The sequence below is a fragment of the Streptomyces sp. P13-3-3 genome (genome assembly GCF_050571355.1).
In the GTDB taxonomy this organism is placed as follows: Bacteria; Actinomycetota; Actinomycetes; order Streptomycetales; family Streptomycetaceae; genus Streptomyces; species Streptomyces althioticus.
In genome coordinates this window covers 3,337,897-3,358,629 of sequence record NZ_CP192228.1, presented here as the reverse complement: position 1 = coordinate 3,358,629, position 20,733 = coordinate 3,337,897, and the positions used below count along the sequence as shown (strand labels likewise).

At 72.7% G+C, this 20,733-nt stretch carries 15 protein-coding genes; 6 read left to right on the top strand and 9 right to left on the bottom strand.

What is annotated here, in order from left to right:
* Window positions 1-9 precede the first annotated feature (9 nt).
* Together ACQZOG_RS15325 and ACQZOG_RS15320 are read left to right on the top strand one after the other, a co-directional pair.
* Window positions 10-1,029: a helix-turn-helix domain-containing protein gene (locus ACQZOG_RS15325; protein ID WP_167739790.1), complete on the top strand. Its 1,020-nt coding sequence runs from the start codon at window positions 10-12 to the stop codon at window positions 1,027-1,029.
* The gene (locus ACQZOG_RS15320) at window positions 1,026-2,024 is read left to right on the top strand and encodes a helix-turn-helix domain-containing protein (RefSeq protein ID WP_033274790.1); all 999 of its coding nucleotides are present in this window, start codon (window positions 1,026-1,028) and stop codon (window positions 2,022-2,024) included. The genes ACQZOG_RS15325 and ACQZOG_RS15320 overlap by 4 nt, the downstream gene beginning before the upstream one ends.
* Here ACQZOG_RS15320 and ACQZOG_RS15315 read toward each other — a convergent pair.
* From ACQZOG_RS15315 to ACQZOG_RS15285, 7 genes are all read right to left on the bottom strand, one after another.
* Window positions 1,987-3,015 carry a helix-turn-helix transcriptional regulator gene (locus tag ACQZOG_RS15315; RefSeq protein ID WP_033274789.1) on the bottom strand — a complete coding sequence of 343 codons (1,029 nt, stop codon included), beginning with the start codon at window positions 3,013-3,015 and terminating at the stop codon, window positions 1,987-1,989. The genes ACQZOG_RS15320 and ACQZOG_RS15315 overlap by 38 nt on opposite strands.
* 138 nt (window positions 3,016-3,153) lie before the next feature.
* A complete protein-coding gene (locus ACQZOG_RS15310) occupies window positions 3,154-4,260 on the bottom strand; it encodes a sugar ABC transporter substrate-binding protein (RefSeq protein WP_261675356.1) in 1,107 nt (368 codons plus the stop codon).
* A gap of 273 nt (window positions 4,261-4,533) precedes the next feature.
* Window positions 4,534-4,986, bottom strand: coding sequence for a heat shock protein transcriptional repressor HspR (locus ACQZOG_RS15305; protein WP_006134641.1), 453 nt, complete (start codon window positions 4,984-4,986; stop codon window positions 4,534-4,536).
* Between the two features lie 4 nt (window positions 4,987-4,990).
* Window positions 4,991-6,163, bottom strand: coding sequence for a molecular chaperone DnaJ (dnaJ, locus tag ACQZOG_RS15300; RefSeq protein ID WP_037640770.1), 1,173 nt, complete (start codon window positions 6,161-6,163; stop codon window positions 4,991-4,993).
* 36 nt (window positions 6,164-6,199) lie between these two features.
* On the bottom strand, window positions 6,200-6,874 hold the full coding sequence (gene grpE, locus ACQZOG_RS15295) for a nucleotide exchange factor GrpE (RefSeq protein WP_033274786.1): 675 nt from the start codon (window positions 6,872-6,874) through the stop codon (window positions 6,200-6,202).
* Window positions 6,871-8,715, bottom strand: coding sequence for a molecular chaperone DnaK (gene dnaK / locus ACQZOG_RS15290; protein WP_033274785.1), 1,845 nt, complete (start codon window positions 8,713-8,715; stop codon window positions 6,871-6,873). The genes grpE and dnaK overlap by 4 nt, the downstream gene beginning before the upstream one ends.
* Window positions 8,716-8,808: 93 nt before the next feature.
* Window positions 8,809-9,846 (bottom strand): undecaprenyl/decaprenyl-phosphate alpha-N-acetylglucosaminyl 1-phosphate transferase, encoded by a 1,038-nt coding sequence (locus tag ACQZOG_RS15285; protein ID WP_430741559.1) that lies wholly within the window; start codon window positions 9,844-9,846, stop codon window positions 8,809-8,811.
* Between the two features lie 266 nt (window positions 9,847-10,112).
* On the opposite strand from ACQZOG_RS15285, the gene ACQZOG_RS15280 reads away from it, so the two are divergent.
* The gene (locus ACQZOG_RS15280; protein ID WP_033274783.1) at window positions 10,113-12,395 is read left to right on the top strand and encodes a (Fe-S)-binding protein; all 2,283 of its coding nucleotides are present in this window, start codon (window positions 10,113-10,115) and stop codon (window positions 12,393-12,395) included.
* 63 nt (window positions 12,396-12,458) lie between these two features.
* On the opposite strand, the gene ACQZOG_RS15275 is transcribed toward ACQZOG_RS15280, so the two are convergent.
* On the bottom strand, window positions 12,459-15,356 hold the full coding sequence (locus ACQZOG_RS15275; protein WP_430741558.1) for an AAA family ATPase: 2,898 nt from the start codon (window positions 15,354-15,356) through the stop codon (window positions 12,459-12,461).
* Between the two features lie 359 nt (window positions 15,357-15,715).
* Between ACQZOG_RS15275 and ACQZOG_RS15270 the strand changes: the two genes are divergently transcribed.
* The 3 genes from ACQZOG_RS15270 (at window position 15,716) to ACQZOG_RS15260 (ending at window position 19,258) form a co-directional block, all read left to right on the top strand.
* A complete protein-coding gene (locus ACQZOG_RS15270; RefSeq protein ID WP_033274782.1) occupies window positions 15,716-16,402 on the top strand; it encodes a helix-turn-helix transcriptional regulator in 687 nt (228 codons plus the stop codon).
* A 220-nt stretch (window positions 16,403-16,622) separates the two neighbouring features.
* Entirely contained in the window at window positions 16,623-17,261 is a 639-nt protein-coding gene (locus ACQZOG_RS15265; protein WP_033274781.1) for a DUF4255 domain-containing protein, read from the top strand.
* Complete coding sequence (locus ACQZOG_RS15260; protein ID WP_261675354.1) at window positions 17,258-19,258, top strand: ATP-binding protein; 2,001 nt, start codon at window positions 17,258-17,260, stop codon at window positions 19,256-19,258. Before ACQZOG_RS15265 ends, ACQZOG_RS15260 begins: the two co-directional genes overlap by 4 nt.
* Before the next feature lie 15 nt (window positions 19,259-19,273).
* Here ACQZOG_RS15260 and ACQZOG_RS15255 read toward each other — a convergent pair whose 3' ends face one another.
* The gene (locus tag ACQZOG_RS15255) at window positions 19,274-20,659 is read right to left on the bottom strand and encodes an RICIN domain-containing protein (RefSeq protein WP_037640766.1); all 1,386 of its coding nucleotides are present in this window, start codon (window positions 20,657-20,659) and stop codon (window positions 19,274-19,276) included.
* Window positions 20,660-20,733: the final 74 nt, after the last annotated feature.

Genomic DNA, 20,733 nt, shown 5'->3' with positions numbered 1-20,733 from the left:
TGTTCCTGCATGTTCAGGACCCTGGGGGGTGGAGATTTGACTACGAATCGGACCAATGACGCACATCCCCATGCGGTGACCGAACTGTGCGAGGCCGGGAGCCGCCTGTACGGCGAAGCGCTGCGTGCGGGACGCATCCCGCGCCGCGACGCGGACCCCGCTCCCTGCCTCATGGAACTGGCCCTGCTGCACCCGGATCCGGACGACCCCACCTGGCTGCGGCCGGTGTCGCCCGCGGTGGCGCTGGCCCAGCGGCTCAACCCGCTGGAGCGCGAAATCACGGAACGCCGGCGGATGTCGATCGAACTCGCCGACGCCTTCGAGCCGTTCATGGCCCTCAGCGCCCAGGCCACCACGAGCACCAACTCGATGACCGTGCTGGAAGGCTTCGACCGGATCAACGCGGCGCTCGACCTGGCCACCTCGCAATGCCGCTCCGAGATGCTGAGCGTACAGCCGGGGGGTCGTCGCCTGGAGCACACGCTGGCCCAGGCGCTGGAGCGGGACCAGCAGATGACCGAGCGCGGGGTGCGCATCCGCACCCTCTACCAGCACACCGCCCGGCACAGCCCCGAGACCCTCGCCTACGTGGCGCGTTTCGACACGGCCAAGGTGGAGTACCGCACCATCGACGAACTGGTGGAGCGGCTCATCATCCTCGACGAGACCGTCGCCTTCATCCCCATCCGCGAGGACCGGCAGGTGGCCCTGGAACTGCGCCACCCGGGCCTGGTGCGCTACCTCATCAAGGTCTTCGAGTTCATGTGGACCCGCGCGGTGTCGCTGAACGCGGGCGCGCCCTACGAACCTGCGCCCGACGGACTCACGGAGGTGCAGCACTCCATCGCGAAACTCCTGGTGGAGGGCCACGTGGACGAGGCCATCGCGCGCCGGCTCGGCATGAACGTCCGCACCTGCCGGGCGCACATAGCCAAGCTGGCCGCCACCCTGGGCAGCGGCAGCCGCGCCCAACTGGGCTACCTCATCGCCCAGTCCGGGATCCTCGACCAGGACGGCGGCCCCCGGTGACCCGCGCGCCGCACGCGGAACACGGGGCGGACGAGCTGTGCCCGGCGGGGACCGGGCTGTACGAGCGGGCGCTGCGCGAGGGACGGCTGGACGCGGACGAGGCGCAGGCGGCCCCCTGCGCGGTCGATCTGGGCCTGCTGCGGCCCGCCGTGGACGACCTGGACGCCCTGGAGCCGCTGCCCCCCGCGGTCGCCCTCCAGAGGCTGCTGCGCCGCTCGGGGGAGCGCATCGCGGCCGAACGGCGCCGTGAGGAGTGGCTGGCCGAGACCTTCCACGCGCTCATGGGCACCGGCGACGGACCCGACGGCGAGGCGGGCACGCCCACGCTCTCCCTGCTGAGCGGCCTGCACCGGATCAACGGCGCCATCGCGCAGGCGCTGGCCGACGGCACGCGGGAAGTCCTGTGCATCCAGCCGCCGAACAACTACCAGACGTCCGAGTACGCGAGGACCGCCCAGGCCGCCGCCATGGTCCGTGACCAGCAGTTCCTCGACCGGGGCGGCAGGATCCGCGTGATCTACCCGCACACGCAGCGGCACATCCCCCTGGTCGTCGCCCGGTACGAGCAGCTCAGGGGAGACGCCCAGGCCCGCACCCTGGACGAGGTCACCGGCCGCATGATCATCGTGGACCGGTCGGTCGCCTTCATCCCCGGGGACGACGAGGGGCACTCCGACATCGCGCTGGAGGTCCGGCACCCGGCGGTCGTCGGCTACCTGGTGAACATGTTCGACCGCTTCTGGCGGCTCGCCACCCCCATGCACCCCCAGGCCGTCCAGCCGCCCTCCCTGGGCGGTGTCACGGCCCGCCAGCGGGCCATCGCGCGGCTGCTGGTCGAGGGGCACACCGACGCCGTCATCGCCGACCGGCTGGGCATGAACATCCGCACGGCGCGCGTCCACATCGCCAAGCTCGCCGCGACGCTGGGCAGTCAGAGCCGGGCCCAGCTCGGCTACCTCATCGGGCAGTCCGGGATTCTCGACCGGACAGAGTGACCTCGGGGCCCCGGGGCTTGTCCAGCCCCGCCTGGGCGATCCGCACCCCCAGCTGCGTACGGCTCGCCGCGCCCAGCGTCTCCGAGAGGCGGGCGATGTGGGCGCGGCAGGTGCGGACGCTGATGCCCAGGCGCTCCGCGATGACCGCGTCCTGGTGCCCCTCCGCCAGCAGCGCCGCGATGGACTGCTCGCGGTGCGAGATGCCCTCGATGCCCGTGTCGGGGAGCGGCGCCGTCAGCGGGATGGCGAGCCGCCACAGCCGCTCGAAGACCGTGCCCAGGTACTCCACCAGCGCCGGGTGGCGCAGTTCCAGGGCCATCGTGCGCTCGGAGTTCGCGGGGATGAAGGCGACCGTGCGGTCGAAGAGGATGAGCCGCTCGATGACCTCGTCCAGCGTGCGCGCCTCCACCGCGTCGCCCATCAGCTCCAGGTAGTTGAGCAACCCGTGCCCGTGCCGGGCGACATGGGTGTACAGGTCCCGCATCCGCACGCCGCGCCCGCGCAGCGCCATCGCCCGGTGCAGGCCCTCCGACAGCTCCGCCTCGCGCCGGATGCCTCCGGGCTGGACGGTGAGCACCTCCGAGGTGCACGCCTGCGTCGCCTCGTCCATCGCGGCCTGGATACGGGCCAGTCCGTCCAGCACCCGGATCGCGGGGCCCTCCGACGCCCCGCCCGCCGGCACCTGGCGGCCGAGACCGGCGTACCACTCGAAGGCGGCGACCGCCGAGCCGACCCGGCGCTGACTCGCCCTCACCTCGTCGTACATGCCGCGCAGCAGCCGCGTCATGACCTCCTGCGGGGAGGTGGGGACCAGCCAGTCCATGTCGTCCGGGTCGGGATGCAGCAGGGCCAGCTCCATCAGGCAGGGAACCCGCTCGGCCTCCCGGCGCGGCAGCCGTCCGCGCCGTACGGCCCGGGAGTACACGCGGTCCCCGGTCTCGCACAGTCGGTCAGCACCGTGCGGATGCTCGTCCGCCCCGTGCCCGGCCATCGCCCATCCCACCCCCGGTTCAGCGTCCTTCCGCGAGCGCAACTATGCGCGGCCGGAACCTGCTGTGCAACACGGGACCGGCCACCGCACCGGCCCGGGGACCGGCGGGTGGCCGAATTCGTACGGAGGCGTACGGGGTTACTTGAGCCCGATCTCCGCGCAGGCGTCCTTGAAGTCGCCGGTGCAGATGTCGGACACCTCGTAGAAGCCGTCGGCGATGACGGTGTCCTCCAGGTTGTCCTGGGTCAGCGCGACCACCGGCACCAGCTGCGCCGGGATGTCCTGCTCGGTGGGGCTGTCGACCCGGTCCCGGGTGAGCGCGTCGAACTGGATGCCCCGGTCCTGGACCTTCGCCACGGCCATCTCCGCGGCGTTCTCCGCCTCTTCGGGGTAGGACTTGTAGACGCTCATGTACTGCTCGCCGGTCACGATCCGCTGCACCGCGGAGAGTTCCGCGTCCTGGCCGGTGATGGGCGGCAGCTTGGTCACGCCGGCGGCGCGCAGCGCCTTGACGATGCCGCCCGCCATGCCGTCGTTGGCGGAGTACACGCCCTCGATGTTGTCGAGGCCGATCTCGCTGATCGCCTCTTTCATGTTCTTCTCGGCGTTCTTCGGGTCCCAGTCCTTGGTGTCGAAGGACTTGGCGATGGTGACCTTGCCCTTGAGCTCGGACAGCGCCCCGGCCTTGAACTGCTTGGCGTTGGGGTCGGTCGACGAGCCGTTCATCATCACGACCTTGTCGGTGATGGACAGGTCGCCGCCCAGCGCCTCCAGCAGGGAGCGTCCCTGCACCTCGCCGACGAGGGAGTTGTCGAAGGAGATGTACGCGTCGATCGGGCCCTCGGCGAGCCGGTCGTAGGCGATGACCGGGATGCCGGCCTCCTTCGCCTTGGTGACGCTCTCCGCGATGCCGTGCGCGTCCACCGCGTCCAGCACGATGACGTCGACCTGCTTCTCGATCATGCGCTGCATCTGGCCGGCCTGCTTGTCCGCGTCCGACTCGGCGTTGGCGTACTCGACCTTGCCCTTGTTGTCCGTGAGGGACTCCACCTTCTTCTTGAACATGGGGTAGTCCCACTGCTCGTAGCGCGTGTTGGCCTTCTCCGGGAGGAGCAGGCCCACCGTGATGTCGTCGCCCTTGGCCGGGCCGGCGTCGTCGCTGCTGCCTGTCGCGTCGAGCATGCCGCAGCCGGCGAGCGTGACGGACATGGACACGGCGGCCACGGATATGGCGATACGACGCATGCGAGGGCTCACTTCAGGTGCGTATTGGACGTGGGCACAGCTTTGCGGCCCATGTGACTGAAAAGCCAACGCTTCGGCGCCCACCGCGTCAAGAGGCAGCCACTTAACGAGATGAACACGACACGGTGCGCTGAACTCGTGAAAGTCCTGCGGACACATCGCGGGGATCACCTGGACACGCAGGCATACCATAGCCACAGGTGTGGTCGTGGATAAGAGAAGGGGCCCGTGGGTTCTGCGAACCCACGGGCCCCACTTCGCCGGCGCGCGCCGTCAGTCGGACTGCTGCTGACGCTTGGGACGCCAGACCACCAGCGCGCTGGTCTGCTGCACCTCCTGGTAAGGCACCAGATCACGACGGTACGAGGCGTGCACGGCGGCCTCGCGCTGCCGCATGGCCGCCGCCGCGCCGTCGAGCGCGTCCTCCAGTTCGGCCACGCGGGCCTGGAGGGCGGCGACCTGGTTCTCCAGTTCGATGATGCGCTTGATTCCGGCCAGGTTGATGCCCTCGTCCTGCGACAACTGCTGCACCTGACGGAGCAGTTCGATGTCACGGGCCGAGTAGCGACGGCCCCGGCCCGCCGTACGGTCCGGCGACACGAGTCCCAGACGGTCGTACTGACGCAGCGTCTGCGGGTGCAGCCCCGAGAGCTGGGCCGCCACCGAGATGACGTAGACCGGGGTGTCCTGGGTCAGTTCGTACGGGTTGCGTCGACGGCCGTCCATCGCATCAAGCTCCCTTCGCGGCCTGGAACAGCTCCGCCCGCGGATCCTGGTCCGCGGTTGCCTCGCGATACGCCTCCAGGGCGTCACGAGCCTTCCCCGACAGGTCCTTGGGAACACTCACCTCGACGGTGACCAGCAGATCACCGCGGGTGCCGTCCTTGCGGACCGCGCCCTTGCCGCGGGCGCGCATGGTGCGCCCGTTGGGTGTGCCCGGCGGCAGCTTCAGCGTCACCGGCGGACCGCCCAGCGTCGGGACCCGGATCTCGCCCCCGAGGGCCGCCTCGGGGTACGTCACCGGCACCGTGACCGTCAGGTTGTCGCCCTTGCGGCCGAACACCGGGTGGGTGCCGACGTGCACGACGACGTACAGGTCGCCCGCGGGGCCGCCGCGCTCGCCGGGCGCGCCCTTGCCGCGCAGCCGGATCCGCTGGCCGTCGCTCACCCCCGCGGGGATGCGCACCTGCATCGTCCGCGAGGACTTGGCCCGGCCGCTGCCCTTGCAGACCTCGCAGGGCTCCTCCGCGATGAGTCCGCGGCCCTTGCAGTCCGGGCAGGGGTCGGTCAGCGAGAAGCCGCCGCCGGAGCCCCGCGCCACCTGTCCGGTGCCGACGCAGGTCGGGCACACGCGCGGCGTGCCGTTCTTGTCGCCGGTGCCCGAACAGGCCTTGCAGGGCGACTGCGACGACATCCGCAGCGGGACCGTCGCGCCCTCGATGGCCTCGGTGAAGCTGAGCGTCACCTCGGACTCGATGTCCTGGCCCCGGCGCGGCTGGGTCCGGGTGGCACCCGGGCCGCCCCGGTTGAACAGGCCCCCGAAGACGTCACCGAGGCCGCCGCCGAAGCCGCCCGCCTGGCCGCCGGCCTGACCTCCGAAGAGGTCGCCGAGGTCGAAGTTGAACGAACCGCCGCCCGCGCCCGGCCCCGGGCGGAACCCGCCGTTGCCGAAGAGGGCGCGCGCCTCGTCGTACTCCTTGCGCTTCTTGGGGTCGCCGAGGACGTCGTTCGCCTCGGAGATCTCCTTGAACCGCTCCTCCGCCTTGGCGTTCCCCTTGTTGGCGTCCGGGTGGTACTCGCGGGCGAGCTTCCGGTACGCCTTCTTGATCTCGGCCTCGGTGGCGTCCTTGGGGACGCCGAGGACCTTGTAGTAGTCCTTCTCGATGAAGTCCTTGGTGCTCATCCCCGACGTCCCTCCTTCCCTGCGTCAGCTATAACGTCAGCCCTCCTCCGGGCCACCGCTCTCCTTGTTCTCCCCGTCGGCCTGCGCCTCGGAGCCCTCCTCGGCCGGCGGAGCCGTCTGCGCGCCGGGCTGCGGCTCGGCGACGGCCACCCGCGCGGGGCGGATGGTGCGCTCGCCGATGCGGTACCCCGGCTGCAAAATCGCCACGCACGTCGTCTCGGTGACGTCCGGCGCGTAGGAGTGCATCAGGGCCTCGTGGATCGTCGGGTCGAAGGGCTCGCCCTCCTTGCCGAACTGCTGGAGGCCCAGCTTGGCCACCGTGGTCTCCAGCGACTCGGCGACCGACTTGAAGCCGCCCACCAGCTCGCCGTGCTCACGGGCCCGGCCGACGTCGTCCAGCACCGGGAGCAGTTCGGTCAGGAGATTCGCCACGGCGGTCTCCTTCACGGCTGCCCGGTCCCGCTCGACACGGCGGCGGTAGTTCTGGAACTCGGCCTGGAGGCGCTGGAGGTCCGCGGTGCGCTCGTTCAGCGCGGTGCGGGCCTGGTCCAGCTGGGCCACCAGAGCGGCGTTCTGCTCGGTGTCCCCGGCCGGGGCCGCCTCTTCCTCGGGAGAGGGAGCGGCGGCCTGCGGCTCGGCGTCCTCGGACGGTGCGCCGGAAGGGACATCGGGCTGCTGCTGCTCGTCGAAGCCCGGGGTCTCTTCCGTCACGCCGCACCGTCCTTCCGGTCCTCGTCGACGATCTCGGCGTCGACGACGTCGTCGTCGGCCTTGGCCTCACCGGCGCCGTCGGAGGCGCCGCCCGCGGCCTGCGCGCCCTGGGCGTCGGCGTACATGGCCTGGCCCAGCTTCTGCGAGACGGCGGCGACCTTCTCGGTGGCCGTGCGGATCTCGGCGGTGTCCTCGCCCTTGAGCTTCTCCTTCAGCTCGGCGACGGCGGCCTCGACCTCGGTCTTGATCTCGCCGGGCACCTTGTCCGCGTTGTCCGTGAGGAACTTCTCGGTCTGGTAGACGAGCTGCTCGCCCTGGTTGCGGGACTCGGCGGCCTCGCGGCGGGCGTGGTCCTCCTCCGCGTACTTCTCGGCCTCCTGGCGCATGCGCTCGACCTCGTCCTTCGGGAGCGACGAACCGCCGGTGACGGTCATCTTCTGCTCCTTGCCGGTGCCGAGGTCCTTCGCCGTGACGTGCATGATGCCGTTGGCGTCGATGTCGAAGGAGACCTCGATCTGCGGGACGCCACGCGGCGCCGGCGGCAGACCGGTCAGCTCGAACATGCCGAGCTTCTTGTTGTACGCGGCGATCTCGCGCTCGCCCTGGTAGACCTGGATCTGCACCGACGGCTGGTTGTCCTCGGCCGTCGTGAAGATCTCGGAGCGCTTCGTCGGGATCGTGGTGTTGCGCTCGATCAGCTTGGTCATGATGCCGCCCTTGGTCTCGATGCCGAGGGACAGCGGGGTGACGTCCAGCAGGAGGACGTCCTTGACCTCGCCCTTGAGGACACCGGCCTGGAGCGCGGCGCCGATGGAGACGACCTCGTCCGGGTTGACGCCCTTGTTGGCCTCCTTGCCGCCGGTCAGGTCCTTGACCAGTTCGGCGACGGCGGGCATACGGGTCGAACCGCCGACCAGGACGACGTGGTCGATCTCGCTGACGGAGATGCCGGCGTCCTTGATCACGTTGTTGAACGGGGTCTTGCAGCGCTCGAGCAGGTCCGCGGTCAGCTGCTGGAACTGGGCGCGGGTCAGCTTCTCGTCGAGGTGCAGGGGGCCCTCGGCGGACGCGGTGATGTAGGGGAGGTTGATCGAGGTCTCGGTGGACGAGGACAGCTCGATCTTCGCCTTCTCGGCGGCCTCACGCAGACGCTGCAGCGCCATCTTGTCCTTGGCCAGGTCCACGCCGTGACCGGCCTGGAACTGCTTGACCAGGTAGTCGACGACGCGCTGGTCCCAGTCGTCACCACCGAGGTTGTTGTCACCGTTGGTGGCCTTCACCTCGACGACACCGTCGCCGATCTCCAGGAGGGAGACGTCGAAGGTACCGCCACCGAGGTCGAAGACGAGGATCGTCTGGTCGTCCTTGTCGAGGCCGTACGCCAGGGCGGCGGCCGTCGGCTCGTTGACGATGCGCAGCACGTTCAGACCGGCGATCTCGCCGGCCTCCTTGGTCGCCTGGCGCTCGGCGTCGTTGAAGTACGCCGGGACGGTGATGACCGCGTCGGTCACCTTCTCGCCCAGGTACGCCTCGGCGTCCCGCTTCAGCTTCTGCAGCACGAAGGCGCTGATCTGCTGCGGGTTGAAGTCCTTGCCGTCCAGGTTGATCTTCCAGTCGGTGCCCATGTGGCGCTTGACCGACCGGATGGTCCTGTCGACGTTGGTCACGGCCTGGCGCTTGGCCACCTCGCCGACCAGCACCTCACCGTTCTTGGCGAAGGCGACGACGGAAGGCGTGGTCCTGGCGCCCTCGGCGTTGGTGATGACGGTGGGCTCGCCGCCCTCCAGAACGCTGACGACGGAGTTAGTCGTGCCCAGGTCGATGCCGACCGCACGTGCCATTTCGATTCCTCCAGCTGACTTGAGTGGAACAGACTCAAGCATGCATGACGGCCGCCGCCGGGTCAACAGAGCTGAGTCGAGCAGACTCAACTCTTATCCGCTCCTTACACGCAACCGCTCGCTGACCTGCGACGACGTGCTGGCGACACGTTGACGCGGACGGAAAACAGGGGTGACGGGGCGCCTCACCAGTACCAGGACGGGCACGGCGGCCGCCGCCGCGACCCACCACGCCGCCCCCGCCGGCAGCCTGCCGGTGTGCACGCACACCGCGACGAGCACCCCTCCCGCGGACCCGGCGCCGAGCAGCACCGGCACCGCGCGGGGCGCGATTCCCAGCCGCCGCAGCCGGTGCCCGAGATGGTCGGGGCGCCCGCGGGTGACCGCCCGGCGGTCGAGCCGCCGCCCGAGTACCACCAGGGCCGCGTCCGCACACGCGACCGCCGTCAGCGCGTACAGCACGGCCGCCCCGGCTCCGATTCCCTGCCCGGCCCGGACGAAGACCGCCGACGCGGCCAGCAGGAACCCGGTGAACAGCGCGCCGGCCGACCCCAGGCCCGCCCGCGCGGGGAACCAGTTGTGCAGCAGGAACCCGGCGAGCGCGGCGGCCAGCACGCCCAGCAGCGCGGCGAGGCCGTCCATCAGCTCGGCCGTGGCGCACGCGGCGACCCCGAACGCGCCCACCGCGCCGACCGCTCCGGCCACCCCGTCGGCGTGGTCCAGTCCGCGGAAGGCGGTGGTCACGACCGCGATCCAGGCCACGGCCGCCGCTCCGGCGGCCGCGCCGGTCTCCTCGTACGGCACGACGAAGCCCGCGGCGACCGCCGTCCCGGCCGGCGTGACCCACCAGCGCAGCCGCCTCAGGTCGGCGGCCAGGCCGAGCAGGGCGACGCAGCCGGCGGCCGCGACCACCCGGCCGACCCCGGCCCCGAGGGGCAGCAGACCGACGGCGTCGGCGCCCCCCGCGACCAGGACGGTGGCCAGTGCGACGGCCGTTCCCCCGGACAGCGGCAAGGGCCGGCGCCGCCTGCGGTCGGTGATCCCGAGACGCAGGGCGGGGGTCCGCAGCACCCCGGTGAGGAGGGCGGAGAACAGCAGGGCGGTGGCGGCGGCGGTGATCCCGTAGAGCACGGATATAAGTTAGGGGCGTATGGACTGATTTGGCGTGAATAACACGATCGACTCCGGGACGCCATCGCGGGCCGCCCGCATAGGCAACCCTCAGCGACTCAGATCACCCCGTGCCCGGCTACAGTGCGGCCGGAGATGGGGGTAGTCTCAGACGGACTGCATAAGTTACCGCTTAGTAATCTCGGGGAAGCCGGACAGCACGCCCCGGTGAGCCCCCGACAACCCACTTCCACACCCTGAACCCCTCGCAGGCCCGAGGAGCCCCCATGCAACTCGCCGCGATCATCGTGTCGCTGGTCCTGACCGTGGTCGGCGTTGCGCTGCTCGCACGCGCGATCGGCCAGTTCGTCCGGTACTTCAAGCTGGGCCAGCCGGTCCCGGCCGGCACCCGGACCGACAATCCCTACCAGCGCAGTGTGACCCTGGTGCGGGAGTTCCTCGGCCACACCCGCATGAACAGGTGGGGCATCGTCGGCATCGCCCACTGGTTCGTCGCCGTCGGCTTCCTGACCCTGCCGCCGACCCTCGCCCAGGCTTTCGGCCAGCTCTTCCAGGCCGACTGGGTGCTGCCGGTCATCGGTGACTTCCTGCCGTTCGAGATGTACATCGAGTTCATCGGTGTCATGACGGTCCTGGGCATCGCGGCGCTCATCGTGATCCGCCTGCTCAGCCTGCCGTCCCGGCCCGGCCGCAAGTCCCGCTTCACCGGCTCCAAGGCCGGCCAGGCGTACTTCGTCGAGTACGTGATCCTCACCATCGGCCTCGCCATCTACGTGCTGCGCGGCCTCGAGGGCGCCCTGCACCACGTCGACGGCTACTCGGCGTCGTACTTCGCGTCGTACCCGCTGGTGCAGGCCTTCGACGGGCTGTCCACCGGGACGCTGCAGAACCTGGTCTACCTGACCGCCATGATCAAGATCGGGACGTCGTTCGTCTGGATGATCGTCGTCTCGCTCAACACCAACATGGGTGTGGCCTGGCACCGCTTCCTCGCCTTCCCCAACATCTGGTTCAAGCGCGAGGCCACCGGCGGGACCGCCCTGGGCGCCCTGCAGCCGATGACCTCCGGCGGCAAGCCGATCGACTTCACCGACCCCGGTGACGACGACGTCTTCGGCGTCTCCCAGGTCGAGCAGTTCTCCTGGAAGGGCCTGCTGGACTTCTCCACCTGCACCGAGTGCGGACGCTGCCAGTCGCAGTGCCCCGCGTGGAACACCGGCAAGCCGCTCTCCCCGAAGCTGCTGATCATGTCGCTGCGCGACCACGCGCACGCCAAGGCGCCCTACCTGCTGGCCGGCGGCGGCAAGACCATGGAGGGCGAGGAGAAGGCGTCCGAGGAGCAGCTGGCCGGCGTGCCCGCCGCCGCCCTCGCCGAGGCCGAGCGCCCGCTGATCGGCACCGCCGAGGAGAACGGCGTCATCGACCCGGACGTCCTGTGGTCCTGCACCACCTGCGGCGCCTGCGTCGAGCAGTGCCCGGTGGACATCGAGCACGTCGACCACATCGTCGACATGCGCCGCTACCAGGTGATGATCGAGTCCGCGTTCCCGTCCGAGGCGGGCACGATGCTCAAGAACCTGGAGAAGAAGGGCAACCCCTGGGGCCTGGCGAAGAAGCAGCGCCTGGAGTGGCTCAAGGAGGTCGACTTCGAGGTCCCGGTCGTCGGCAAGGACATCGAGGACCTGTCCGAGGTCGAGTACCTGTACTGGGTCGGCTGCGCCGGCGCCCTGGAGGACCGCGCCAAGAAGACCACCAAGGCCTTCGCGGAGCTGCTGCACATCGCGGGCGTCAAGTTCGCGATCATGGGCGGCGACGAGAAGTGCACCGGTGACTCCGCCCGCCGCCTCGGCAACGAGCCCCTGTTCCAGGAGCTCGGCATGGAGAACGTCATGTCCCTCAACGCCGCCTTCGGCGAGGAGATGGACGACGAGGGCAAGGTGACCGAGGAGTCGCGGAAGCCGAAGTCGGCGAAGAAGATCGTCGCCACCTGCCCGCACTGCCTCAACACCCTCGGCAACGAGTACCCGCAGCTCGGCGGCGACTACGAGGTCATCCACCACACGCAGCTGCTCCAGCACCTGGTGGACGAGGGCAAGCTCATCCCGGTCACCCCGGTCGAGGGCCTCATCACCTACCACGACCCGTGCTACCTGGGCCGCCACAACAAGATCTACACGCCGCCGCGCGAGATCATCGGCAAGGTCCCGGGCCTGCGCAACGAGGAGATGCACCGCCACAAGGAGCGGGGCTTCTGCTGCGGCGCCGGCGGCGCGCGGATGTGGATGGAGGAGCGGATCGGCAAGCGCATCAACAACGAGCGCGTCGACGAGGCCCTGTCCCTGAACCCGGACATCATCTCCACCGCCTGCCCGTTCTGCCTGGTCATGCTGACCGACTCGGTCAACGGCAAGAAGAACGACGGCAAGGCCAAGGAGTCGACCCAGGTCGTCGACGTGGCCCAGCTCCTGCTGGAGTCGGTCAAGACCCCGGTCGACCCGGCCGGCGAGGAGGAGTCGGAACCGGCTCCCGAGCCGGAGCCGGTGAAGTAGCCCACGCCGTGCAGTGAAGGGGCCGCCCGCGAGGGCGGCCCCTTCGCCGTCCCCGGACCTCCGTCAGCCGGCCCGGGCCGCGGGGTTGTACGGGGCCGGGGGGAGGGCCGCCGGGAGTTGCGTGCGGCGGGTGATGCCCAGCTTGCGGTAGGCCGCCGTCAGATGGGTCTCCACCGTGCGGCGGGCCAGGTGGAGGGCGGCCGCTATCTCCGCGTTGGTGCGGCCCTCGGCCGCCAGACCCGCGATGCGGCGTTCGCTGTCCGTCAGGGCCTGCGGGCCCGTGCGGGGCGCGCCGGCGCGGCGGGCCCCGCCCTCGTGGAGGAGGTCCTCCGCCACGCGGCGCAGCCGCACCGCCCCGAGACGCTCCGCGTGTTCCGCCGCCTCGTGCAGCGCCGCCCGCGCCTGGGAGCGCTCCCGAAGCGCGAGGAGCAGCCTCCCGTGCGCGATCAGCGCGGCGATCAGCTCGGCCCCGCCCGGCGCCGCCCGCAGCAGTCCGACCGCCCGCGCCGTGAGCCGCAGACCGCGCCGGCCGCCCGTCGCCTCACCCAGCATCCGCAGCGCCCGGCCCCGTGCCCGCGCCGTGCCCCACACCTCGGCGAGCCGCGCCTCCTCCGCCGCCAGCTCCAGCGCCTCGTGCGGCCTGCCCAGCGCGAGCAGGCACTCGGCCGCGCCCACCCGCCACGGCGACACCACGGACAGGTGCGCCTCCCGGGACGCCTGCCGCCGCCCGCACTCCAGGAAGTCCTCCAGTGCCCGTTCCGGCTGCCCGGACGCGGCCCGCAGCACCGCCCGCGCGTACAGGAAGCGGTGCGTGCGCCAGGAGTCCGCCGCGGTCGGCAGGTCGAAGCCGTCCACCAGCCGCGCTGCCTCCTCCCGCCGCCCGGTCTCCACCAGCGCGATCACGGCCTGGGTGTGGGCGCTGGTGGGACCGGGCCCCGACGACCGGATCCGCGCGGTGCGGGCGTGCGGTTCGGCGAGGACGGCGTCCCAGTCGGCGCGGGCCGCCGCGACGTCCACCCGCATGTCGGTGAGGATGTGGTGCATCGGGTGCAGCAGGAACGACGCCAGCGGGTCCAGCGCCCGCCGGATCAGCCGCTCGGCCTCGTCCAGCTCGTCCGCCCAGTGCGCCACGAGCGCGGCCATGCCGTACAGGAACGGCACGGCGACCGGGTCCGCGGGGCCCTCGGTGAGCGCGCGTATCCGCTCCATCGCCTCCCGCGAGGAGATCTGCCCCGCCGTCGCCCCGTGCCGCACCGCCAGCATGCGGTGCGCCGCGTCCAGCAGGTCCGGCCCGTCGCCCTCCGGCCCGGGCGGGGGCGGCTCGTGGCCGGCGCGTGACACCTGCGGGGCGGCGTCGGACAGCAGCAAGGTGACCGCGCGCAGCGTCCGCACCGGACCGGGGCGCCCGGCGAGCCGCCGTTCCTCCTCCCGCAGCATCCGCCGCGCCGCCGCGACGTCCCCGCTGCGGGCCAGCGCCGTGGCCAGGGCGACCGTCGCCCGCAGCCGGTCCCGTGAGCCGCCGGGCAGCCGTACCGCCTGGGCGAGCCGGGGCAGCCCGCCGGACGGGTGGGCGGCGCACTCCAGGGAGCCGAGCTGGATCAGGACGGTGGCCCGGCGGACGGGCTCCATCGGCTCGTCCAGGGCGCGCCGCAGGAACGCCACCGCGCAGCGCGGCCGGCCGGCGCGGACCTCCTCGGCCGCCGCGTCCAGCAGCACGTCGACCGCCCACGGCTCGGCCACCGCGGCACCGTGGTACAGGTGCCAGGCCACGGCGCCGACCGGGGCGCCTTCGCGCATCAGCTCCTCGGCGGCCGCCCGGTGCGCCTCCCTGCGGCGCCCGCTCGTCCAGCCGCTCAGCACGGCGTCCCGCAGCAACGGGTGGGCGTACCGGTGGAGTCCGTCCGTGTCCCGCCGCAGCAGGCCGAGGCGGGTCATCGCGGTGAGCCAGCCGGTCACCCGGTCCGGGTCGGCCTGCGCCATGCGGGCGACGATCCGCGCCTGGGTGTCACGGCGCTCGTCGGGGCAGTACCCCGGGCACCAGTCGCGCCCGATCCCGTCACCCGCGGGCTCCGGGGTGCGGGCGGCGGCCGCCCGGTCCGCCTCCCCGCTCTCCAGGACGGCCAGACAGCGGGCGGCCCGCGCCGTGGACCCGCCCGCGCCGGCCAGCCACCACGAGACGACGTCCGGGTACGCCCCCGGGTACAGCGCGGCGCACGTCTCGGGCAGGGCGGCCGAGGTGCCTTCCGCGGCGGACTCCGTCCAGGACGACAGGTCGTGCAGCAGGGCCCGCAGCAGCAGCGGGTTGCCCGCCCCGGCGCGCACACAGTCCGCCACCCGGCCGGGCTCGGCGTCCGGGAAGGCGGCCCGCACCAGGCTCGCGGCGGCGCCCGCGCTCAGCGGGGCGAGGGTGTGGGTGTGCACGAGGGCGGGGGACAGCCCGTGGGCGAGTCCGTGGCCGGCCGGGTCGATGTCGTACTGGCTGCGCTCGGTCACCACGAGCAGCACGGGCAGCCCGTCGACCAGCCTGGCCGCCTCCGTGAGCCAGCGGCGCGACGCCGCGTCGGCCGCGTGCGCGTCGTCGACCGCGACGAACAGCGGGCCGCGCCGCGCGTACGTCTCCAGCAGCCGCCACAGCAGCGCGCCCTGCGTCCGCCGGTGCTCGGCGGGTGACGTGCCGGCCGACGCCGGGGGCTCCCGGAGGAAGTCCGCGTCGGCGCCGAAGAGCTGCCGGGCGACGCCCCAGTCGGCGCCCCCGTCGTCCGGCGTGCCGCGCCCGCGCAGCACCCGCATCCCCCGCCCGGCCGCCTGCTCGGCTGCGGCGCCCAGCAGCGCGGTGCGTCCGGTGCCGGTGGCGCCGCGCAGCAGGACGAGACGGCCCGCGCCGGCACGGGCGCGCTCGCCCTGCGCGGCCAGCAGGCGCAGGGCGTCGTCCCGTTCGCTCAGGGGCTCTGCTAACGGCACGGGTTCCTCCTGGGCCGGGTGGATCGTGGGCGGGGGACGGTGCCGCCTCGGACACCGGCCCCGGTCTGAAGGACGCGGAAAAGGGCGTACGGGTGCCCCGACGGGCGTACGCGAACGGCCTGTTGAGGCAGAAAGTGAACCTGAGGGGTGAATCCGCGCCGCGGGTATGGACGCGGGGGACCGGGTCGTGTTCCATGCGCGCAGAACCGTGACCAGGTCACGGAGGCGTGCGTGCCCGCGCGCCCCGGTCTCGTGGTGCGTCTCGTGGTTCTCCACGATTGTCCGAACCCCACCCGCCACAGGAGTGTGGATCCGCAGCGTCGGACGCGGCCGCCCCGGCGGCGGTCGCACGGTCGGGTATGGGGAATCGGTTGCAGAGCACGTCGTCGACAGGCCCGGACACGGCCGTGCCCACCGGGCCCGGAAGCCGCATCCCCGTGGTGGTCGAGGCCCCCGACCCGATCTCCCGGGCCGGCGCCGCCAGCGAACTGCGCCGCCACCCGGTCATCGACCTGGTGGAGGACGGGCGGCCCGGCCCCGGCACCGTGGCCCTCCTGGTCAACGACCAGCTGGACGACGACCTGTTGACGCGGATGCGCAAGCTGGTCCGCAGCGACGGCAGCCGCGCGGTGCTCGTGGTCGGCGCGATCCGGGAGAGCGAGCTGCTCGACGTCGTCGAGTGCGGCGTCGGCGCGATCGTCTGGCGTCACGAGGCCACCGCGCAGCGGCTGGTACGCGCCGTCGTCGCGGCCTCGCGGGGCGACGGGGACCTCCCCGGCGACCTGCTGGGCAGGCTCATCAACCGCGTGGGCACGCTGCACCGCACGTCCGCCGGCCACTCCGGCGCCCCCGTGAGCGGGCTGACGGCCCGCGAGGTCGACGTCCTGCGGCTCGTCTCCGAAGGGCTGGACACCGGAGAGATCGCCGGGAAACTCGCGTATTCCGAGCGGACGGTCAAGAACGTGTTGCACGGAATCACCACCCGGCTGCACCTCCGCAACCGGGCGCACGCCGTCGCGTACGCCCTTCGGGAAGGTTACATCTGACCGTTGAGGCAGCCGGGTTGGTGCCCCGGGGGCACCGTCCCGTGCCCGGGCGTCCGCCCCGGCGCCGGACCCGGCGCGGCGCGCCCCCGGCACCATCGACGGGACCCGGCGGTGAAGCGCCGACGGTGAGGCGTCCGGCGGTGAGGCGTCCGGCGGTGAGTGAGACGTCCGGCGGTGACGCGGCCCGCGGACCGCGCGACGGCAGAGCAGGAGTACGACGGTGATCCACGAGGTGGACGAGGTCCTCAAGGGGCTCCTCAAGGGCGGCGCCCTGGCCGGCTCGGGCGTCGAGGTGTCCCTGGACGCCCCGACCCGCGACTGGGCGGCCCGCCGCAACGCGCCCGCCCTCAACGCCTACTTGTACGACATCCGCGAGGAGGTCTCCCGGCGGGAGCGCGGCACGGTCGCGGTCACCGACGACACCGGCCAGGTGGTGCGGCGTCGCATGCCGCCGCGCTGGTTCCGCCTGTCCTACCTGGTCACCGCCTGGACGCGGCAGCCCCAGGACGAGCACCGCCTGCTGTCGGCCGCGCTGGCCACGCTGCTCCCCCGCGAGATCCTCCCGCCCGCCGAACTCCCGCCCGCCCTGTCCGCGCTGGGCCTGTCGGTCACCCTGTCCGTCGCCGGGACGCAGACCGAGTCGCGGTCGCTGGCCGAGATCTGGTCCGCGCTCGGCGGTGAGCTCAAGCCGTCCCTGGACCTGGTGGCGCTGGTCCCGTTCCCGTCGTACCCCGAGTACGACGCCGGACCGCCGGTCACCGAGGGCGCGGTCGTCCGGGTCCGCTCCGTCGACGGCGCCCAGGACACCACCCGCGCCCACCGCCCGCACCACATCGAGGGCGGACGGCGCACCCGGTGAACACTCCGCACCCCGACCCCGCCGACGCCCTCCTCACCCGCGTCACCCGGCTCCGCGCCCGCGTCGCCCGGCTGGTGGAGCTCCGCTCCGCGGACGACCCCACCGCCGACGACCCCCTGCGCGGCCTCTACGTCTCCGAGGCGGCCGCACGCCACCACCTCCACACCACCCCCGCGCCCCTGCCGGACGGCCCGGACGGGGAGGAGCCCCCCGGCGACCGGCTCGGCCCGCTCGCGCGGCGGCTCGGCCTGCGCCCGCCGGAGGTCACGGTGCTGCTGGCGGCGCTCGCCCCGGACCTCGACCGGTCCCTCGAGCCGCTGTACGGCTACCTCAACGACGACGTGGGCCGCCGCCGCGCCACCACCGGCCTCGCGCTCGACCTGGCCGGCGCGCCCGTGCACCGGCCCGAGTCGCGCGCGGTGTTCCACCCCTCCGCACCGCTGCGGACGTGCGCCCTGCTGGACGTCGAGGAGCCCGAACGCCCCTTCCTCAGCCGCACGTTGCGGGTGCCGGGCCGGGTCGTCGCGCATCTCCTCGGCGACGACACCCCCGACCCGTCGCTCGCCGGGCGCGTCCGCCCGCTCGCCGTACCGACCGAGCCCCCCGGTGAGGACGGCTTCACCGGACGGCTCGCCGCCCGGCTGAAGGAGGAGCCGCTCACCGTCTACCTGCGCGAGCACCGCGAGGGCGAGGGCCTGGCGCACGCGGCGATGGCGCTGCCCGGCGGCGCCCTGCACTACACGCCCCGCGGCCCGCACACCGGGGAACCGCTGGCCGCCCTGGTCCGCGAGGCCCGGCTGCTGGACCGCCCGCTGGTCGTCTCCGTGCCGCAGGACGACCCGGGGGCACTCGTGCGGGCACTGTCGGTGCCCGATGTGCCCGTGGTGTTCACCGGCTCCCGGCCGTACGACCCGCAGTGGTGCGACGACGACCCGCTGGTGCTGGACGCCCCCCGGCTGGGCACGAGCGCCGTGCACGCCTGGGCCGCCGCCCTGCGCGACGGGGACCCCGGCGCCCCTGCGGGCACCGGCGGACCCGGCTTCGACCTGGCCGCCACCGTCGCCCCCTACCACCTGGGCACCGACCGGGTGGCGCGGGCGGTGCGGGCCGCGCGGGGCCTCGCCGCGTTCGACGGCACCCCGCTCGCCCCCGGCCATCTGCGGCTCGCCGCCCGCCAGCAGTCCACGTCCGGTCTCGAGCAGCACGCCCGCCGTATCCGGCCCGCGGTGACCTGGGACGACCTGGTGCTGCCCGAGGCGCCCCTGACCCAGCTGCGCGAACTGGCCCGGCGGGCCCGGCTGCGCGACCGGGTGCTCGGCGACTGGCGCCTCAGCGCCGGAGGCGGCCGGGGCCGGGGCGTCCTCGCGCTGTTCGCGGGCGATTCGGGCACCGGCAAGACCCTGTCCGCCGAGGTCGTCGCCGCCGAACTGGGCCTCGACCTCTACGTCGTACGGCTCTCCTCCGTCGTGGACAAGTACGTCGGGGAGACCGAGAAGAACCTGGAGCGGGTCTTCTCCGAGGCGGACCGCACCGACGCCGTGCTGCTCTTCGACGAGGCGGACGCGGTGTTCGGCAAGCGCTCCGAGGTCAAGGACTCCCACGACCGGTACGCCAACATGGAGAGCGCCTACCTGCTCCAGCGTCTGGAGTCCTTCGACGGCATCGCGCTGCTCACCACCAACCTGCGCGCCAACATCGACGAGGCGTTCACCCGCCGCCTCGACCTGGTGGTCGACTTCCCGTTCCCGGACGCCGGGCAGCGGCTCGCGCTGTGGGAGCACTGCCTGTCCCGCGTGCCGTGCGCGGACGACGTCGACGTGTCGCGGGTGGCGCGGGACTTCGAGCTGGCCGGCGGTTCCATCCGCAGCGCCGTGGTCACCGCCGCCTACGCGGCGGCCGACCGGGACGCCACGGTCACCACGGCCGACCTGCTGGAGGGGGCGCGGCGGGAGTACCGCAAGGCGGGACGGCTGGTGCCGGGCGAGGGCACCTGGTAGCCGCCCCGGCCGGGGTCACGGGGTGCGCAGCGTCCACTTCTGGTTGGGGGTGCCGCCGCACGTCCACAGGTGCAGCCCGGTGCCGTTGGCGGTACCGCTCCACATGGCGTCGACGCACTTGTCGGCCATCACGCTGACCAGGTCGGCGGCGGGGCTCATCGCGAAGGTCTGCGCCGGGTTGCCGCTGCACCGGGCGAGCTGGATCAGCGTGCCGTCGTCCCGCGAGGCCCAGGCCACGTCCATGCACATGCCCATGGAGCGGACGGTGCCGTCGCCGCGGAACTCCCAGCGCTGGTTCGCGGCCTTCGCGTCGCAGTCCTGGATCACCAGAGCGGTGCCGTCGTTCGCCTTGCCCTTCTTGAGCGGGACGGTGACGCACCGGTCGGAGTCGACGCCCACGACCTGGTCGCCGACCAGCGGCTCGGACTCGGCCTGCTGCTCGCCGCCGCCTCCACCGCCGCCGCCCCCGGAGGCCGGCTTCTCCTCCTTCTCGCCGGACCCCGCCTCGGCCGAGCTGCCGCCGCCGGGCGCCTCCTGCTCGGGCGGCTTCACCTCCTGCGACGCCGGGGCGCTCGGCAGGGTGAGCGGCGCGGACGCGGAGGCCTGCGGCGCGGGGATGGCGCCGGCCTCGGCCTGCGCGGTCTTCTCCGTGGCCAGCGACCGCACGTCCGGCTTGTACGTCAGCCAGATCACGACGAACGCGACGGCCAGCGCGACCGTCGTCGCCAGCACGGTGGCCAGCCAGCCCGGCAGGAAGCCGCGCTGCACGAACTTCCCCTCCACGCCCAGCGGGTCGACGCCGGAGCGCTGCACCGTGAGCGTGTAGGGACGCTCCTGCTTGGAGCCGAACCAGATGATCTCGCGCGGCTTGAGCCGGGCCTTCACGAACGCCGCCCGCCCCGGTTCGATCTGGACGTTGCCCGGGTCCAGGTCGAAGGAGAGCTGGTCACCGTTGTCGCTGCCGCTCAGCGAGGCGGTCACCCTGGTGTTGCCCACGTTGTCCACCGCGAGCACGGGCTTGCCCCGCAGCCGCCCTTTCACCACCGGCGGCACCAGTTCGGCCCGCACCTCGGTGAACGGCGTGACCGTCACGTTCCCCTCGGGGACGGTGGTCGCCTCGGGGTGCTCCGTCGGCGTGATCCGGACCGCGTACGGATGCGGCCCCGCGGCCGCGTCCGGGGTGCGCGGCACGTCGAAGGACACCTCGACGGTCCCGGTGGTCCCGGGGTACAGGCGCAGCGACGGCGGCTCCACCCGCGCGTACGGCGCGAGGTCACCCACCGGCTCGAACCGGTACTCGTCCACCACGTCACCGGTGTTGCGCACCCGCAGCCGCACCGTCGTACGGCCGCCCGGGTCGACCGTCGCCGACGCCGGCTCAAGAGAAGTCCAAAGGCTCACGCGTCGACGCTACGGGGAGGCGCCAAGGGCGTCAGGAGGCTGCGAGGCAGGACCGGCTGCCCGGAAAGGCAACG

What these genes read in the sequence shown, in the direction of transcription:
- ACQZOG_RS15325 (WP_167739790.1), top strand. Translation starts at nt 10, where the DNA reads ATGTTCAGGACCCTGGGGGGTGGAGATTTGACTACGAATCGGACCAAT.
- ACQZOG_RS15315 (WP_033274789.1), bottom strand. Translation starts at nt 3,015, where the DNA reads ATGGCCGGGCACGGGGCGGACGAGCATCCGCACGGTGCTGACCGACTG.
- ACQZOG_RS15310 (WP_261675356.1), bottom strand. Translation starts at nt 4,260, where the DNA reads ATGCGTCGTATCGCCATATCCGTGGCCGCCGTGTCCATGTCCGTCACG.
- ACQZOG_RS15305 (WP_006134641.1), bottom strand. Translation starts at nt 4,986, where the DNA reads ATGGACGGCCGTCGACGCAACCCGTACGAACTGACCCAGGACACCCCG.
- dnaJ (WP_037640770.1), bottom strand. Translation starts at nt 6,163, where the DNA reads ATGAGCACCAAGGACTTCATCGAGAAGGACTACTACAAGGTCCTCGGC.
- dnaK (WP_033274785.1), bottom strand. Translation starts at nt 8,715, where the DNA reads ATGGCACGTGCGGTCGGCATCGACCTGGGCACGACTAACTCCGTCGTC.
- ACQZOG_RS15280 (WP_033274783.1), top strand. Translation starts at nt 10,113, where the DNA reads ATGCAACTCGCCGCGATCATCGTGTCGCTGGTCCTGACCGTGGTCGGC.
- ACQZOG_RS15270 (WP_033274782.1), top strand. Translation starts at nt 15,716, where the DNA reads ATGGGGAATCGGTTGCAGAGCACGTCGTCGACAGGCCCGGACACGGCC.